Origin of the sequence: Lactiplantibacillus modestisalitolerans, assembly GCF_005405425.1 — a bacterium.
In the GTDB taxonomy this organism is placed as follows: Bacteria; Bacillota; Bacilli; order Lactobacillales; family Lactobacillaceae; genus Lactiplantibacillus; species Lactiplantibacillus modestisalitolerans.
Window position 1 is genome coordinate 88,096 of record NZ_BJEA01000009.1, and the last position, 17,250, is coordinate 105,345.

The 17,250-nt window shown below is 46.9% G+C and carries 14 protein-coding genes; 6 read left to right on the forward strand and 8 right to left on the reverse strand.

Going from position 1 to position 17,250, the window contains the following annotated elements; genetic code table 11:
• The first annotated feature begins 210 nt into the window (after window positions 1–210).
• The 5 genes from FFM79_RS05855 to rihA all read left to right on the forward strand — a co-directional run bounded on the left by FFM79_RS05855 (window position 211) and on the right by rihA (window position 5,479).
• Complete coding sequence (locus tag FFM79_RS05855) at window positions 211–1,680, forward strand: sugar porter family MFS transporter (RefSeq protein WP_137642533.1); 1,470 nt, start codon at window positions 211–213, stop codon at window positions 1,678–1,680.
• Window positions 1,681–1,727: 47 nt separating this feature from the next.
• On the forward strand, window positions 1,728–2,753 hold the full coding sequence (iolG, locus tag FFM79_RS05860; RefSeq protein WP_137642534.1) for an inositol 2-dehydrogenase: 1,026 nt from the start codon (window positions 1,728–1,730) through the stop codon (window positions 2,751–2,753).
• Between the two features lie 31 nt (window positions 2,754–2,784).
• Window positions 2,785–3,249 (forward strand): heme-degrading domain-containing protein, encoded by a 465-nt coding sequence (locus FFM79_RS05865; protein WP_137642535.1) that lies wholly within the window; start codon window positions 2,785–2,787, stop codon window positions 3,247–3,249.
• 24 nt (window positions 3,250–3,273) lie between these two features.
• Complete coding sequence (locus FFM79_RS05870; protein ID WP_137642536.1) at window positions 3,274–4,206, forward strand: NADP-dependent oxidoreductase; 933 nt, start codon at window positions 3,274–3,276, stop codon at window positions 4,204–4,206.
• A gap of 337 nt (window positions 4,207–4,543) precedes the next feature.
• Window positions 4,544–5,479 (forward strand): pyrimidine-specific ribonucleoside hydrolase RihA, encoded by a 936-nt coding sequence (gene rihA, locus FFM79_RS05875; RefSeq protein ID WP_137642537.1) that lies wholly within the window; start codon window positions 4,544–4,546, stop codon window positions 5,477–5,479.
• A 94-nt stretch (window positions 5,480–5,573) separates the two neighbouring features.
• Here rihA and FFM79_RS05880 read toward each other — a convergent pair whose 3' ends face one another.
• The 3 genes from FFM79_RS05880 to uxuA form a co-directional block, all read right to left on the reverse strand.
• Window positions 5,574–6,320: a TerC family protein gene (locus FFM79_RS05880; protein ID WP_137642538.1), complete on the reverse strand. Its 747-nt coding sequence runs from the start codon at window positions 6,318–6,320 to the stop codon at window positions 5,574–5,576.
• Between the two features lie 187 nt (window positions 6,321–6,507).
• Complete coding sequence (locus FFM79_RS05885; protein WP_137642539.1) at window positions 6,508–7,803, reverse strand: glycoside hydrolase family 28 protein; 1,296 nt, start codon at window positions 7,801–7,803, stop codon at window positions 6,508–6,510.
• Window positions 7,804–7,891: 88 nt separating this feature from the next.
• Entirely contained in the window at window positions 7,892–8,965 is a 1,074-nt protein-coding gene (gene uxuA / locus FFM79_RS05890; RefSeq protein WP_137642540.1) for a mannonate dehydratase, read from the reverse strand.
• Between the two features lie 217 nt (window positions 8,966–9,182).
• Between uxuA and FFM79_RS05895 the strand changes: the two genes are divergently transcribed.
• Window positions 9,183–9,368, forward strand: a complete 186-nt coding sequence (locus FFM79_RS05895) for a hypothetical protein (RefSeq protein ID WP_137642541.1) — start codon at window positions 9,183–9,185, stop codon at window positions 9,366–9,368.
• Window positions 9,369–9,605: 237 nt separating this feature from the next.
• Here FFM79_RS05895 and uxaC read toward each other — a convergent pair whose 3' ends face one another.
• From uxaC to FFM79_RS05920, 5 genes are all read right to left on the reverse strand, one after another.
• Window positions 9,606–11,027 carry a glucuronate isomerase gene (gene uxaC, locus FFM79_RS05900; RefSeq protein WP_137642542.1) on the reverse strand — a complete coding sequence of 474 codons (1,422 nt, stop codon included), beginning with the start codon at window positions 11,025–11,027 and terminating at the stop codon, window positions 9,606–9,608.
• A gap of 12 nt (window positions 11,028–11,039) precedes the next feature.
• A complete protein-coding gene (locus tag FFM79_RS05905) occupies window positions 11,040–12,617 on the reverse strand; it encodes a tagaturonate epimerase family protein (RefSeq protein ID WP_137642543.1) in 1,578 nt (525 codons plus the stop codon).
• Between the two features lie 202 nt (window positions 12,618–12,819).
• The gene (locus FFM79_RS05910; RefSeq protein ID WP_137642544.1) at window positions 12,820–13,824 is read right to left on the reverse strand and encodes a LacI family DNA-binding transcriptional regulator; all 1,005 of its coding nucleotides are present in this window, start codon (window positions 13,822–13,824) and stop codon (window positions 12,820–12,822) included.
• A 372-nt stretch (window positions 13,825–14,196) separates the two neighbouring features.
• A complete protein-coding gene (locus tag FFM79_RS05915; RefSeq protein ID WP_137642545.1) occupies window positions 14,197–15,837 on the reverse strand; it encodes a mannitol dehydrogenase family protein in 1,641 nt (546 codons plus the stop codon).
• An 18-nt stretch (window positions 15,838–15,855) separates the two neighbouring features.
• The gene (locus FFM79_RS05920; protein WP_137642546.1) at window positions 15,856–17,133 is read right to left on the reverse strand and encodes a glycoside hydrolase family 28 protein; all 1,278 of its coding nucleotides are present in this window, start codon (window positions 17,131–17,133) and stop codon (window positions 15,856–15,858) included.
• Window positions 17,134–17,250 lie beyond the last annotated feature (117 nt).

The following is a 17,250-nucleotide window of genomic DNA, read 5'->3' on the forward strand; positions in this document are numbered from 1 at the left end:
TTTTTGAAAAATAAAACGCTTACTTCAAAAGCGTTGACATTCACAATCGCTAGTGAAATAATAGCAACTGAATTCAAATAATGCTTTGCTCACACAATAACTTTTGCAAAGAGTAAAATCATTTAGGCCGTGAATTACATCATCAATGTTTTTATATCGTTATAAATAAAAGTAGACATAGTTGATTGTTTTAATTTGGGAGGGATGATCATGTCCGAAAATAAGTTGGTCAAAGATGACCATACTCTACTGGTGAAAACGTCTACTGACGATGGGGTCAACCAGAAGGCTGGAAAAAATTTAAAAAATATTGCTCTGATTTCAACGCTAGGTGGTTTACTCTTCGGAGTTGACACAGGGGTTATTAACGGTGCAATTGGGTATATGGCTACACCGCAGGAACTCAATCTTTCATCTAGCAATGAAGGCTTAGTTACTAGCGGAATTACATTGGGGGCTGCATTTGGAGCTGTCTGGGCCGGTCGTTTATCTGATCGAATCGGTCGAAGGCGCCTACTCAAATATTTGTCAGTTTTATTTTTCTTATGTACATTGGCCTGTGCGGTTGCGCCCAACGCAACGCTTATGATTATCTTCAGAGCATTACTCGGACTAGCCGTCGGCGGTGCTTCCGTAATCGTACCGACCTACTTATCAGAAATTTCAACACCCGATATTCGAGGACGACTTGTTACTCAAAACGAGCTAATGATCGTTAGCGGTCAATTACTAGCCTTTATCGTTAATGCCATCCTTGGTAATTGGTTTGGGCACGTCTCACATATTTGGCGTTACATGATTGGCTTCGGAATGATACCAGCAATTCTCCTATTCTTTGGGATGTTAATTGTTCCTGAATCACCTCGTTGGCTTGTCATGGCCAATAAACTAGACGATGCCTTAGAGGCTTTAAAACGCATTCGTCCCAAAGAAAAGGACTGCAAAGACGAAATTAGCCAGATTCAAGATACCTTAAACCAAGAGAGCGAAATTAAACAGGCTACTTTTAAAGATTTAACTACACCCTGGATTCGCCGCCTAGTCTTTATCGGGATTGGACTAGGGGTCATGCAACAGTTTATCGGTATCAACATTATGATGTATTATGGAACTACCATCCTAACACAATCCGGGTTTGCACATAATGCTGCATTAATTGCCAATATTGGTAACGGTGTCGTCTCAGTTATTGCTACCTTTATCGGCATGTCAATAATGAATCGCGTCAATCGGCGCAGCATGCTAATGTCTGGAATTATCGGTACAACGGTTTCACTGTTGTTAATTGTTCTGATATCCGCATTTTTAAGTGATAGTCCTCAATTACCAATTTTCGTTGTATTATGCACGATGATGTTTCTTGGATTTTTCCAAGGTTTCATTTCGCCACTGGTCTGGTTACTCTTATCAGAAATCTTTCCACAAAATTTGCGGGGACTTGGCATGGGAGTTTCGACTTTCTTTCTCTGGTTTGCCAATTTCTTAGTTGGCTATTTCTTCCCAATTTTATTAAACAACGTTGGGATGACACGGACCTTCTTAGTCTTTGTTGGATTTAATATTCTTTCTTTTGTTTTCGCCTACAAATGTGCTCCTGAAACTCGGGGCAAGTCACTTGAATTAATTCAAATGGAATTTAAGTATGGCGAAACTTCTGGTGTTCAGCCAGAAGATAAATAATTTGTGTATAACTATTTTAAAAATATTACTAAAGGTGGTTTTAAATTATGGAAAAAGTACATGCAGGTATTATTGGTTTGGGACGCGCTGGTCAAATGCACCTAAAGAATTTGATGACTATTCCCGAAATTGAAATCGAACAAGTTGCAGACGTCTTCATCGAAAACGTTTCTGAACATTTAAATGACATTGGTATTACCAATCAAACTCGTGACTATCACGATATTTTAAATAATCCTAAAGTAGATACCGTTTTCATCTTTACTTCAACAAACACTCACGAAGAAATTGTAACCGCTGCCGCTAAAGCCGGGAAAAATATTTTCTGTGAAAAGCCACTAAGCATGAATACAGTAGAAGAAGCTAGTCTAAATGTTTTACGCGCCGTTAAAGAAGCCGGTGTGAAACTTCAAATCGGATTCAATCGTCGTATGGATCCACAATTCCGGAATGTCTACGAAGGCGTCCGTAACGGTAAAATCGGCTCACCGCAAGTTGTTAAGATTACTTCTCGCGATCCTGATTTATTACCACACGACTTAATTCAACGGATTGGTGGCTTACTATTCGACTTTACTATGCACGATTTTGATATGGCACGTTACATGATGAATAGTAACATCTCTGAAGTTTACGCTAAGGGTGGTACTTTAATCGATCCGACCTTAAAGGACATCGATGATATTGATACACTGGCTCTTGTTCTTCAGTTTGAAAACGGGACCTACGGGTTAATCGATAACAGTCGTCGTGCAGTTTACGGCTATGACCAACGGGTTGAAGTCTTTGGCTCTGAAGGTATGCTAAAAGCTGAAAATGTAAGTAATAGCACCGTTGAACTTTACAATAATAAGAACGAAGAATTACAAAAGCCACTACCAATTTTCAAAGAACGCTACCATGAAGCCTACATTGCTGAAATGCACGCTTTTGTTCGTTCGATTCTGAAAGATGAACCATTAGTGGCCGAGGGACGCGATGTTATCATGGCACAACGGGCCGCTGTTGCAGCTAAGAAATCCATTGAAACTGGATTACCGCAAAAAGTCGATACTTCATATCCATTAGAGTAATAACTAATTTACTGAAAGAAGGAACTATTTAATGCTAACGACTGAAGAAATTACCCAACAAGAACAGCAAGCTTTACTTTCACATTTCAACTTGGCCGACGTAGCCCCACTCGTAGAGAGCCTACGTGAAATTGGTCAGGAAGACTTTGAAAAGGTTTGTATCCTTATCACCATTAACAAACGAGAAGTTTTCTTCCGCGCCGGCACACAAACAACCCACGAAAACAATTTATGGATTCAAAAAAAATCGAACGTCGTTGACGCGTTCGATCATAGCTCCTTATTTGAAAAGGCTGTTTATGCAGATGACCCCGATAGTTTCTATAAAGGTAGTGGTTTAAGTCCAAAAGACTTTGCCATTGTCGGTGGCGGATTCCCAATTGGTATTAAAAATACTGGTATTATCGGAAGTCTAATTGTCTCCGGCCTAACGGACGAAGGAGACCATGAATTAGCATACAAAGCTTTGCTAGACTTGAAAGCACAGCAAGGTTAACTTTAAATTTGGGGGGGGATAGATTTGAAAGCCTTTGGATTTAATCAATATGGTAATTCTAACGTCATGGAAGAACTAACACTCCCAATGCCTAAACTAGGTCCAAACGAAGTACTAGTTAAAACTGACGCATTTGCCATCAACGCTTTTGATATTGCCGTTCGTAATGGTCAGTTTCGTAATAGCGTAACCATGCTATTTCCAACTATCCTTGGAACCGATGCCGTGGGACGCATTGTTAAACTTGGATCTAACGTACATGATTACGACTTAGGTGATGACGTTCTAGCCCGTCCTGGAATGGGAACTTACGCTGAATATTTCAAAGTTTCAATTGATCACTTAGGCTTACGACCAAAAAAGTATGATCCATATGAAGCCGCGGGGCTCCCCCTTTCTGGAATTACTGCGTACAATACTCTCGTCCACATTGCTCATGTCAAACAAGGGCAAACTATTGCAATCCTTGGGTCTTCCGGCGGAGTTGGCTCGATGTTGGTTCAAATGGCAAATGCGCTGGGACTTTATGTAATTGGTACCGATGCAGAATGCGCTCGAGAAACAGTCATAGGACTCGGTGCATCGGAGTTCGGTGGATACGATACTGAACGCGTTAGCGAAAAATTTGCTAATATGGCTGATATTTTAATTGACGCAACCAATGATGGTGCTGCTTCCGCAGGCTTAAGCATTGTCAAAGCACACGGAATTTACGTTTCCCTAACTAGCCTTCCTAAGGATCGTAAGCAAAAGCCATCCGTAAATTACAAACAAGTTATTCCTAGAAAAGAATACAGAGATAGTGATGCATTTGCAGCTATGTATCTGATGATTCAGAATGACCAATTGCACGTTTCAATTGACCATTTAGAATCGTTCACTCTTGATGGTATTAGAAAGGGACAAAACCTAGTCCAGGCCGGGAACCCTGATGGAAAAGTGATAGTAACACTTTGATTGCACGTCTTCTAGCAAGTATCTAGACTATCTTAAAACATGCAAGTCTTTTAGCACTCACAACACTCATGAGTATCATTCACATATCACCGATTTCTTATATAAACCACCTACACAACTCAGCGCTTTATTAATTATTAAAAGCGTTTTATAATAGTAGTATTAAGATTGATTCCTAATAGCCGGGAATGTCCACTGGGCTTCCTGACTAATGCCTAAAGAAGCTGGGAGTTATCTTTGAAATCTAGTTCAATTTAACGACAATCCGTTAATCTGAATTCGTTTAAAAAGATAGCTACCTGCTTCTATTTTGTTATATTCATTGGAGCTGATAGAATTGGAAGATATTATTTTAGATTGTGATCCTGGCCACGATGACGCCATTGCACTGATGATTGCAGTGGCGTCCCCGTACATTAATTTGTTAGCGGTTACAACTTCTGCCGGTAATCAAAAGCACAGTCAAACTTTGCGCAACGCCATGTCGCTACTAACCCTTATGAAGCGTCAAGATATTCCGGTCGCTTCTGGCAACGCCAAGCCGTTGACTCGCGACCTAATTTCCGGAGTTAGCATGCACGGTATCACTGGGCTCGACGGGGCCACCCTACCTAATCCAGATTTTTTCTCACAGGGAATCCCTGCTACCGAATTAATGGCTAAGATACTGACAGAACATAAGCAGAAGGTAACACTCGTCGTTACAGGGCCGTGTACGAATATTGCCCTGCTTCTTTCTGTACATTTCGAATTACGCTCTGCCATCAAGCAAATTGTCATTCTTGGCGGAGGAATGGGACTGGGTAACTGGGGACCAACAACCGAATTTAACATTCAAGTTGACCCAGAAGCAGCGAAAATTGTGATGGAATCTGGTATTCCAATTGTTTTAGCTCCCCTAAACGTTGACTTTGAAGCTCAACTATTACCTGAGGAGATTGAAAGCATTCGAAAAATTGGTAACCCAGTTGCCGATGTTATGGCCGGACTTTTAGATTTTTACGGTATGTCTTTTGACCATGAAAGATGGAACTTTAAAGGTGTTCCGCTTTACGACCCTTGCACTGTTGCGTGGCTCATCGACCCATCTAGATTTGAAAGTAAAAAATGTAATGTAGCCGTTGAGACCCAAGGCGAGTTAACTGCAGGTGAAACCGTAATCGACTATTATCACATTACTAATCGTAAGCCTAATGCTAATGTATTATTCCATATCGATCGAAAGTGGTTTGCAGACCTCGTCTATAACAGTATTGAATTCTTTAATAACTAATCATTATTAATTTGTTTTTACCATTAATGTATAAGGCAGGTGAACATCTTATTCGTTAAAGATGTTCACCTGCCTTTTTTAAGAAAATTCAATTTTATTTCGTCCGCTTCTTCGCCCGCATAAAATGCACGATAAACGTCGCCGCAAACGCAACCAGTACAAAAATACTAAAGAACGTATTTGAGACTTCAATGCCAATTGCTGGAATACTCAACCCTAATTTCAGCGCGATGAACCCAATTAAAACGTAGGCCATTACCAGAAGTTCTGGAATCTTCTTTAGCCAAACAATCATAATCGAAGCTACGAAGCGCATCGCTAAGATCCCAATCATCCCACCAAGTAGGACAATTACCGGATTATCGTCAAGTGCCAGCGCCGTTAAAATCGAGTCGATTGAAAAAACGATGTCGAGAAAGATAATTGCCGCTACCGTTCCCCAGAAGGATTTTGGCTTTACTTTAGCACTGCCCTTAGCGGCACTACCGCTTCGATTAGCACCCCGATGACGCTCGTAAAAGAAATGAAGCGACATCCATAACAAGTAGCCGGCCCCAAAAGCTTTAATTACCCAGAACTTGATTAAATAGCTCCCAATCCCGATGGCGATAAACCGGAACACGTATGAGCCCCACAGGCCCCAGATTAACGCGGCGTTTTCCTTCTTACGGTCCTTTAAACTCGACGTTTGGGCCGCTAAGACCACGGCATTATCAACGGATAACAGGCACTCCATAATGGCTAAGATGAGAATAGTCATTAAACCACTGGTTGTCATCACTGCGGCGTGCCAATCCGCCGCTTCAAAAAACGGTGCATATAATTTAACTAGTAAATGCACTTTGGGCCTCCTTCTTAATTACAATGAGTTCACGCGGATTCTCAGTTAATTGCGCTTATTTTCGCTTGCGTTTCTACCATTTTTTACAATGGGTTTGTTAACATTCTATCACTAATTACCAATCAGACGAACCCGGTCGACCAAAAAGCCCCCGCATCCGCGAGGGCTTCTTTAGCACTATTAACAACTACCGCGTATCAAATTTTTCCAACGCTTGGTCGTTGGCTTTCTGAACAGAAACGTAAACTTTATCGAATAAAAGGTCTTCAACCGCAATCAGGTGACCGAATTCTGAAGCCGCCAAGTGGCAATCTTCAAAGCGAATGTTTTGCATCGGCTTCTCTGGAAAGGCCTTCAGGTCAAACGCCCGGGCTTCCTTGGCATAGTCCGCATCAAGCGTTGCCGTGACGTTTCGAACCGTAATATCACGGACCTGCGTCTTCTGTAACGCCTCCGGAATTTGATCAGCAACCGCCGCCCACATTGGTTTCATATCGGGCGTAACCGCCATCGTCTTCTTATTATACTGGGTATGCCAGTTCATCAACCACGAGAATGGGAATTGAACGTTATGCATCTCCAGGTGCTCCGCCACGATATCCCGAATCACGCCGCCGCGGTCAGCCGACGACTTCATCCGGAAACCACAATCGGTATTCAAGAACGTCATGTGGTGAATGTGAACGTCATGAACGCCCGCAGAAACTTCACTCCCAATCGTCACACCGTAGCCAGAATGAACGACACAGTGGTCAATTTCGATGTGCGCGGCCGGCCGGTTTACCCGGTGGCCGTCACCATCTCGGCCCGACTTAACAACGATACAATCGTCACCACAGCTGAGCTCACAGTGGTGCACCCGGACGTTGGTCGACGAATCCACGTCGATACCATCCGTACTTGGACCGTTATTCTCTTTGACAATCAGATGACTAATATCAATTTGATCACAATAAGTGATTTGGCAATTCCAAAAACCAGACCGCATTAGTGTCAGGTCGCTGACTTGGCACCGCTGCGACTTATAGAGCAGAATCTCACGCGGCCGCTTTACTTCGTAGTCGACGATCCAGCGCAGATTTTTGGCATCGTACACCTTTCGTTGACCACCCTTTTGATCAGTTCCCCAATAACGCGCCCACCAAATGGGGCCTTGGCCGTCAATCGTGCCGGGACCGTCAATGGTTACATTTTCGGCCTCCAGAACGTTTAAAATAGCAGCCGGCCAGGTCATTTCGACCCCGGCCACCCGGGTCTCAATCTCACGATACTGGTCGAGTTCAGACGCACCCAACAACGTTGCCCCGGCTTCAAAGTGCAGGTGGGTGTTGCTTGCTAGGAAGAGTGACCCGGTCAGGTAGGTCCCCGCTTCCAGCACGAGTGTCGTCTGTTCGGCCGCCGCTTGATCCAGTGCCTGCTGGAGAATGGCGGTATCTAGGGTCTGACCATCCGCGTGCGGATGAAATTGGCTGATTGTTAGCATAATCGATACACCCCTTCAAAAATGATTGTTCAACTTTTCGGAGGTACTTAGCGTGACTGTTCAGTTCTAATCGAAATTCTCTTTGCGGTTAGTCGTTCTTTTCAAGTGCTTCCCAGAGACCGTTCAAGTACGCGATCCCTAAGGCCCGGTCGTACAAACCGTAGCCGGGACGACCATTTTCGCCCCAGATATCACGGCCGTGATCCGGACGAATGTAGCCGTCGAACCCGCTATCGTGGAGCGCCTTCATAATTTCATACATGTCTAACGAGCCTTCTGAAGACAAGTGGGCCGCTTCGTGGAAGTCACCCTCGTTACCCATGAATTTAATATTACGGGCATGGACGAACGGAACCCGGTCCTTCTTAACGAATTCGCGAATTAATGCGGGTACGTCGTTATTCGGGTTTTCGCCCAGGGAACCAGTACAAATCGTGAAGCCATTGTAACGGGATTCATGTAACTTTTCAATCGTTAACATGTCTTCGCGGTTCTTGTAAATCCGTGGCAAGCCAAACAATGGGCGTGGCGGGTCATCCGGGTGAATCGCCATTCGAACGTCACATTCCTCGCAAACTGGAATAATGGCGTCTAGGAAGTACTTGAAGTTTTCGGTTAACTTCTTCGCGTCAACGTCCTTATAAGCGTCAAATAAGCGCCGAACTTCGGCCAACCGTTCTGGTTCCCAACCAGGTAAAACGTAGCCATTCGAATTTTCTTGAACTGAACGGATAATGTCTTCGGGGTCCCCCTCGACAAACCGGTGTTCAAACGCCAAATCAGTCGAACCGTCTTCGAGTTTGAAATGTAAGTTCGTCCGTACCCAGTCAAAGATTGGCATAAAGTTGTAACAAATGACCTTAATGCCGTACTTAGCTAAGTTACGAATCGTTTGCTTATAGTTTTCAATATATTTGTCACGCGTTGGTAACCCAATCTTGATGTCATCATGAATGTTGACCGATTCGATGACTTCCAACTTGAGGCCCGCGTCTTCAACTTCTTTTTTCAGGGCCGCAATCCGGTCTTCTGGCCAAACTTCGCCTACCGGAATATCAAATAGTGCCCCGACAACTTGGGTCGTGCCTGGAATTTGACGAATATCTTGCAGACTAATTGAATCTGAGTTGGATCCATACCAACGGAAACCCATGTTTTTCATTAGAGTCACTCCTAGTTTTTATAATTAGTTGCATTGGAAATGAATTGCTTAACTTTCAAACTGCGAAAAGCTTACGAAAGCGCTTTAAATCAACGTTAATCGTACCAAATTTATATCATTCTCAATGTAACCGGTTGTAATTGATGAAATAATTTGACCTTATTTTCATAACGCGATACGATGTTCACGGTAACATAAGAGGAAAGAGGAATTTAGAATGAACGTATTTAAATCAATTATCGCTACAGTTGCAACGGTCGCAGTTTTAGGTGGTGCCCTTTACACCACGGCAACGGCCGCTTCCAAGACGACGCCGGTTCAAACCACGACGACTAAGAACACGACTAAGCTGCCTTCACTTTACAGCCGTTTGATCCAAAACCAAATCGGCCCGTTGCAATAAGCTGGCTTTAATCATTAACAGGAAATCCTGATTATCCCCCTGGGGGTAGTCAGGATTTTTTTGTTGATGTACTGCGTTAAACTGCCATTGAGAAGGGCGGCTTTCCTGCCTTATGGCCGAAACGTGTTCGGTCCGGCTGACGCCTGTGCCTACTACGCTAAGGGCACAATGCCAAAGCCCGGCATCATGCCCTTAGCTAGGTAGTGCTCGGCATCAACCCGCCGGCCCTCACACTCTTTATTTTTCAAAAAACCCAAAATACCGGTAAGCATTATTGTAAGCAATATCCTCAATCACCGGTCCAAGCACCTTTTCATCATCCGGTACCCGGCCCTTTTCTGCCAACTTACCGTAGAAGTTGCACAATACCCGACGGAAATACTCATGCCGCGGATACGACAAGAAACTCCGCGAATCCGTCAACATGCCTACGAAGTTCGGCAACAAACTTTGTTGCGCAAAAATCCGCAACTGCTTGTCCATGCCTTCCGCCGTATCGTTGAACCACCAGCCAGCACCGAGTTGTAACCGTTGCTGACCACCCTCTTGAAACGCCCCCATCATGGTTGCTAGTTGCATCCAATCGTTGTCGTTCAATGAGTAGAAAATACTCTTCGGAATATCGTGGGTTAACTGCATCTTGCTGTACAACTTCTGCATCTCACCCGCAATGTCCGGCTGAGTCCCAACCGCATCGTAACCAGTATCTGGTCCCAACTGGTCAAACATCGGCTGGTTCAAATCCCGAATCGAGTTAATGTGGAATTGCATCGTCCAGTTAAACTGTTTGTTCAGCTTCATCAAGCCTTCCAGCAACATCGTAATGTACTGGTCGTGCTCCGTCGCCGTCAACGGTTCGTTTTGAATCCCCTTCGCCACAATGGCGTCCAATTCCGCGTCACTGGCCTCAACGAAGTGGTAAGTCAACAGTGAATGGTCAGACAAGCGACCACCGTTCTCGTTAAAGAAGGTGAACCGTTGCTTGAGTGCCGCTAGCACGTCCGCAAACGTCTTGATCTCAACGCCCGCGATGGCACCCAATTCCTTCAAGTACGCCCCGAAGCCGTCCCGTTCAATCTGGATCAACTTATCCGGCCGCATTGCCGGGAGCGTCTTAAAGCCGTTTTCCGCTTCGTCGGCTTGAATCAACTTATGGTAATGCAAGTCCGACGCCGGGTCATCCGTCGTGCAAACCGCCTTCACGTTCGAGTTGCGGATCAAGCTCCGCGGCTTGAAGTCGTCGGTTTGTAACAACGCGTTCGCTTTCTTCCAGATGGCTGGCGCGGTCGCCCGCGTCAAGCGTTCATCAATGTGGAAGAAGCGCTTTAGTTCGAGGTGGGTCCATTCATAGAGCGGATTGCCGAGCGACTTTTCAATCGTTTCGGCCCACGCGAGGAACTTTTCGTACTCGTCACCGTCACCGGTGATCAGTTCTTCGGGCACCCCGTTAGCCCGCATTAGACGCCATTTATAGTGATCGCCATACGTACCTTCGTTGAGCCAAACCCGGGTGATATTCGGGTAATTTTTGTTTTCGTAGATCTCTTCCGGATTCAAATGGCAGTGGAAGTCGATGATGGGCATCTTTTCCGCGTAATCATGGAAGAGCTTTTTTGCCATTGAGTTTTCTAGTAAAAAATCTTGGTCTAAAAACGCCATCCTACTTACCTCCTACTGAATCGTGGGTTCGTACTTCGCTTGAACTTCGGCCTTGGTCTTCGCTAAGCCTTGTAACAAGTCTAAATGTTCCGCAATGTGCGCATTTAAGTACTTGTCGTAAAGCGCCTGGTGATCCTTCAAAATCTTGAAGAAGCGGTCGCGGTAAACGTAGCGGTAACTCTTTTGTAAGTTCAAGATTGACCCGTACATCGTGTGGAGCACTTGCCGGGCGTCGTCGTCACTCAATAGGGTCATGACGTTGTCCGTGTTAATCGTTTCAGGCTTTGGTGCGGTACCGTCAGTTTGAGCGTTGAAGACGTAGAAGGCTTTAACGTCGTCCAAGTTATCGTAGGAGAACTTGTAGAGTTCAACCATTAACTTCGGATCAACGTGGGCAATCACGCGAAGCGCTTCCAACCAGTTCGTGCCGGCGGTTTTAACGTGCCAGCCATGTTCCTTAGATAACCGACCGATAATTTCGTAAACTGACAGTTTGTCGGAACCAGAATGGATACTCAACTTGTAACCAAAGTGTTCCGCAATGGCTTCATGAACCACGTATTCGCGTTCGAAGCGGTCGATGTCACCAATGTAATCGATGGCCTTTTGGAATTCACCGTAGAACTTCGGGGCCAGCGTTTCGGGCGTGATTCCCTTCCGGTGTAATTCGTTCGCGAAGAAGTAGTGGTTGGCCGGTGTCGTTGGCACGATCGTTTCGTCCATCGAAATTTCGAAGTCCAAGTTGTACGGTACAACGAACTTATGGTAAATAAATTCAGCGTATTCCACGGCGCCAAAGAAAATCAGAACGGACTGTTCGACGTCCTTCTTACTGAAGTGAACGGACGCTTGGTCACTGATTTGGAAGTCCTTGTCGAGGTAAGTTTCGTTGAAATACTTAACCAGGTCAACGTCGAGGGCGTTAAACTTCGCGTCCAATTCGTCATCGGACAAGTCCGCAATTTCGTTATGAATCTTTTCCGTGCAATCCAACGTAATCATTGAGCACCCGGCCTTAACGGCGTAATCCACTTCGTGTGGGTTCTTAACGTGGTCCCCATCGGCAGCCCAGCCGTCGGTGTAGCCTTCTTCAAAGACGGCCCAGCCGGCATCCAAAACAACGTCAGTTTCGGTCCGGTTCGTTAATAGTAATTCCCGAATGGATTGTTGGGCTAAAACGGGCATGATCCCGCGACCCTTGAACAACCGTAAGTGGGCGTTTGAAGCGTTGCCAAGCCGGTCGCCCAGGCCAAAGGTATACTTGTAGCCGTGCCGTGAAGTTGGCTTAACCCAAGCAAACCGCTTAACCAATGCGTGCCAGTTCGTTTCGTTTAAGTCGCCAACGACTAAGGTCTTGTTAGCGTCCTGAACGCTTTCGCGGGCGTCGAAGTCAGCAACTTGCGCACGGTCTTCGTAAACGACCAACGACTTCGCAACTTGTTTGCCGTTTGCTTCGTGCAAAATAAAGTAAACGTTCTTGCGATCAACCTGAATCGATGGTTGGTAAACGGCCGCATCACTTAAGTTCGTGTAATCACCGTTTGCAGCTAAAATTTCATGAACATCTGTAACTAATTGTTGTAGTTCCATGTGAATTCCCTCCGATTTGATTCTTCACACTATTATGTTCTGGCACAAAGCCGGATTAATTTTTTAATTAACCCGTTAAACGCGCTGGCTTTACGGGTGCGTTTAACGAGGTTTTTCTAATGGTAAGCGCTTACCATCTGAACATTAATAAGTTTATCACAAATTTATGCACACGTTAACATTTTTTGGCAATAAAAAGAAATTACTTGCGTAACCTCTTTACTGAATCGCGGATAATCACCGTCGGATCAATGATTCGCTGTTCAACCGGTTGGTCGTCCCCCGTCAACTGTGCCGTCAACGCGGCCACCCCCGCTTGAACAATTTCATCGGTCGGCTTCCGAACCGTCGTCAACCTTGGCAACAAGTATTGGGCGTGGCTCATATCATCATAACCAATGACTGAAATATCAGCCGGTACTTGGTACCCCAAATCTTGGCAAGCCCGAATAGCACCGACCGCCATATCATCGTTGGTCGCAAAAACGCAAGTCGGAATTGAAGCCGCACTTAAGATTTCGCGCATCGCGTTGTAGCCACTTTCGGGTAAGTAATCACCAGCCCGCCGCCATTCAGGCTTAGTTACGCCGTTTTTAGCAGCTAAGACGTCGTCAAAGGCCCGTTCCCGGTCAACCGCCGACACGAACCCGGCTGCCCCGGAGATAATCCCGAATTCATGGTGGCCCATCCGCACCGCGTATTCCACGAGCCGCTTGGCCCCCAGGTAATCATCCGGCGCAAAGTTCGACACGTCCTTGCGGTCAATCCGCCGGTTCAAAACGACCAGTGGTAAGTGCCGCTGCATCAACGTTTCAATGAACGGGTCATCGGCACGTGACTGACTAACGACGATCGCCCCATCGTACTGTTGGCGCGAAACGCCGGCCTTACTGAGCGCTTCAATGCTATCGAGCGACAGCGAGTAGCCGGCGGGCAAGGCCGCCTTGGCCCGGTTGATCACGTCAACTAAGAAACTCGGGGAAGTCCCGTTTTCAAGTTCCGAAAAGAAGACCCCAATTAAAAATGAATGTTTTTCAACGAGGCCCTTAGCGTTTAAGTTGGGCACGTAGCCCAGCTCGTCGGCCAACTCCTGAATGCGCCGGCGCGTCGCCTCCTTGACTAATGGACTGCCGTTCAGCGCGCGCGAAACCGTCGTGTGTGAGACGTTGGCACGTTTGGCAATCGTCCGAATCGTTACTTCTTCCATGTTACTTCCTCCGTTTTAGCTTACTTTAATCGTTGACCCAGCGTTCAAAATCGCGGGTATCCTTGCCATGATAGCGCCTGCTATCAACCCCTTTACTCTATCACATGTCCGCGGTTGCGCCTATTTGAAAAAAAGACTTTCAACCGCAAAAGCGGGCTAAAAAGGGGCAATGGCAAAAGCCAAAGCCCCCAGTGAGTCTTCGAATGAGAATCGTCGAAACGTGCTCCAGACCAACTGACGCCTGCGCCTGCTACGACAACACCCCAACGCAAAACGCGCGTCGTGCCGTTGTCTAGGCAGTGCTCAGCATCAACCCGTTGGTCTTCCACACTCTCCGAATAATTTGTTCGTAACTGCCGTTATCTGCTTAGCTTAATCGCGGACCACTTGCGCGTGATCAGCCAACGCCTGCTTCAAGGTCGCCGTAACCGCCCCCGTACCAGCAATCATCTGCGTGAAGTACGCTTCGATTTTTGGTGCTAACCCGGCGGCAACGAGGTCCACACCGAAGATTGACGCGTTCTTTAAGACTGGTTGCAAGTGCGCGGCGACGTCGGTTGGTTGACCAAGCTGAATGTCAGCCACGTGCTTTTGGAGGTCAGCCAACAGCGGGTCGGGACTCGGTGTAAAGGCTTGGCCGTCGTCTTGAACCGCCATTAAGTAGCGGAACCAAGCCGCAATGACTAGCGGAATAAATTCGAGCTTTTGTGGATCTAATCCGGCCCGTTCTTGATAGTGTTTGATCGTAACGCCATAGCGAATTGCCATCTTTTGGGACGTATCCGTAGCGATTCGTTGTGGGGTGTCCGGGATGTACGGGTTCGGTAACCGTTGCTGTAAGAGTTGGTCGATAAAGGTCTTCGGGTCAATCACCTTCGGATCGGTTACAACCGGTAAGCCTTCTACGTAGCCAATTTGCTTCAATAATTTAACGAGATCAGCGTTTTGCAATTCACTTGCGATCGACTTATAGCCCAGCACGTTTCCTAAAATGGCTAGGGCCGTGTGCAGCGGGTTCAAGCAGGTCGTAACCTTCATTTCGTCAGCGTCGTTAACGGTCGCGCGGTCCGTCACGATCACACCGGCATCTTCAAACTTCGGCCGGCCGTTTGGAAAGGCGTCTTCCACGACCAGGTAGTGGACTGCTTCAGTATTAGTGAACGCGGCAATGTTGGTGTGCTTAGGAGTGTGCAAAATTTCGCTATCCTCAAAGCCCGCCGCGGCTAATTTGTCACCCACTACCTTGGCCGGGTTTGGCGTAATCCGGTCAATCATCGATAACGGGAAGCTGATTTTAGTTGGGTCTTGTAGGTAGGCTAAGAAGCCGTCGTCGACAAAACCGTTACTTAACCAGCCCTTAGCAATCGTCAAAACGCTATCCTTCAACCGGTCACCGTTTTGCGAGAAGTTATCGGTACTAAGCAACGCCAACGGTAACTGGCCGTGTTGGTAACGGCCGTAGAGTAAGGCCACTAAGCCGGCCATGTTGCCCTTCGGCGCCTTCGGACCAGCCACGATGTCGGCCTTTGTCAAATCGTTTAAGTCTCCAGCACCCGTCCGTAAGTTGTAGCCCTTTTCGGTAATCGAGAAGGTCACAACTTGTAACGACGCCTGTTCAAAGATGGCGAACATCCGTTGCCAGTCAGTTGGGTGGTCGGGACTAAAGAAGTGCGCTTCGGCCACCGACGCAAATAGTTCTTGCTCAAAGTTGCCGTCCGCCTTTGTGATCACCCGCAAAATCCGGTGATCGTACGCGTCATAAATATCCTTAACGACGTCTTCATCGTAGGTTTCGGCCACAATGACGCCCGCGTCTAGTTCGCCCTTTTCAATCAACCGGTTGGCGATCGCCGCGTGGAAGGCTCGGAACAAGTTCCCGCCGCCAAAGTGAACCCAGCGGGGGTGCGCCTGCGTGTCCTTTTTCAATTGAGCTTGGTCGTAAGTCGGCACCTGAATGTTGGCCGCCTGAAACGCGTCGGCCTGCGTTAAATAGTTATCCGTAATTTTTACCATTAGTAATGACTTCCCCTCTTAATTTTTGACCAATTGGTCGTTATTGCGTTCGTTGTAATAAAAGTCGCTGGCACCGCTAACCTGTACGTTTTGTAAACTGGCGTGGGCGGTGTTTTCGATGAAGACTCCGGCTTGGGCCAATTCGGGTGCGTCGGCAATCATCGCGGGTGCTTCTGGTTGCGCATCGGCACTGAGGCTAAAGTGGGCGTCACTCAAACTGACACTCTTAATTGGCATCTCCGGCAGGCCGTAAATAAAGGCGGCGCAGGAGCGCACGTTAGTCGCAAACAGGTGGCTAAAGCTCAAGTTTTCAAACTGCGGCGTCCGTTCGTCGACCGGCAACTGGTCCTTGGTCCAAACGTACGGTTCGCCCCCGTGCGGGCCACAGAAGTAGTAGGCGTTGACGATCAGCGGGCACAGTACGTTATCCATGACGATGTTGGTCACCATGATTTCGCTAATCTTGCCACCCCGACCGCGCCGCGTCTTAAAGCGAATCCCGCGGTCCGTGTCTTGGAAAGTACAGTTCGTGATGGTGACGTTGCGAATATCTCCACTCATTTCACTACCGAAAACCACGCCGCCGTGACCGTGGCTCATGTTGCAGCCACTAATAATGATATTTTCGCAGGCAATCGCTTCGGCCGCTTCCTCGGTGCCGGCCTTGATGGCGATACAGTCATCACCGACGTCGAAGCAACAGTTCGTGATTCGAACGTTGCGGCAGGATTCGGGATCCAAGCCGTCGGTGTTCGGTGAATTCTTAGGATTAATCACGGTCGTACCGTTGATCCAAACGTTATCACAGTCAAACGGGTGCAACGTCCAGGCCGGTGAATTCGTGAAAGTCAGCCCGTCAATCACGACCTGCTTAGAATGTTCAACTGAATATAGGTACGGACGTGGATATTCTAATTCGGCTTCGTGATTCTCAAAGCGTTGCCACCAGCGGGCGCCTTGCCCGTCAATAATACCGTCCCCCGCTAACTTAACGTGGGTCAGCTGGTTCCCGTATAAGCAGGCCCGATAAACCAAGCGGGTCGCGCCTTCCCAACGGGACTTAACGGTTGGGTACAAGTCGATTTGATTACTAAACTTCAGCCGGGCCCCCGCCTCTAAGTAGAGGGTCAGGTGACTCCCTAATTGGAGGGAACCGACTTCGTAGTCGCCGGCTTGTAAGGTTAATTGCCCGCCACCCTGCGCCACGAGGGCGTCAATGGCTTGCTGGATGGTCGCGGTTCGCGTTGCAACGTCAAGGTCGGCAACGGCCGCTGACGTGATAATACGTTCATTCATTGTTCTAGCCTCCCAAAAAAGAAAACGTTAACATTTATAGTTTCAGCTTAATAAAAAACCGTTAAAAGTCAAGATTCTTTTAATCTTGTAGCTCGGTAAACATGATTTATAACCGCT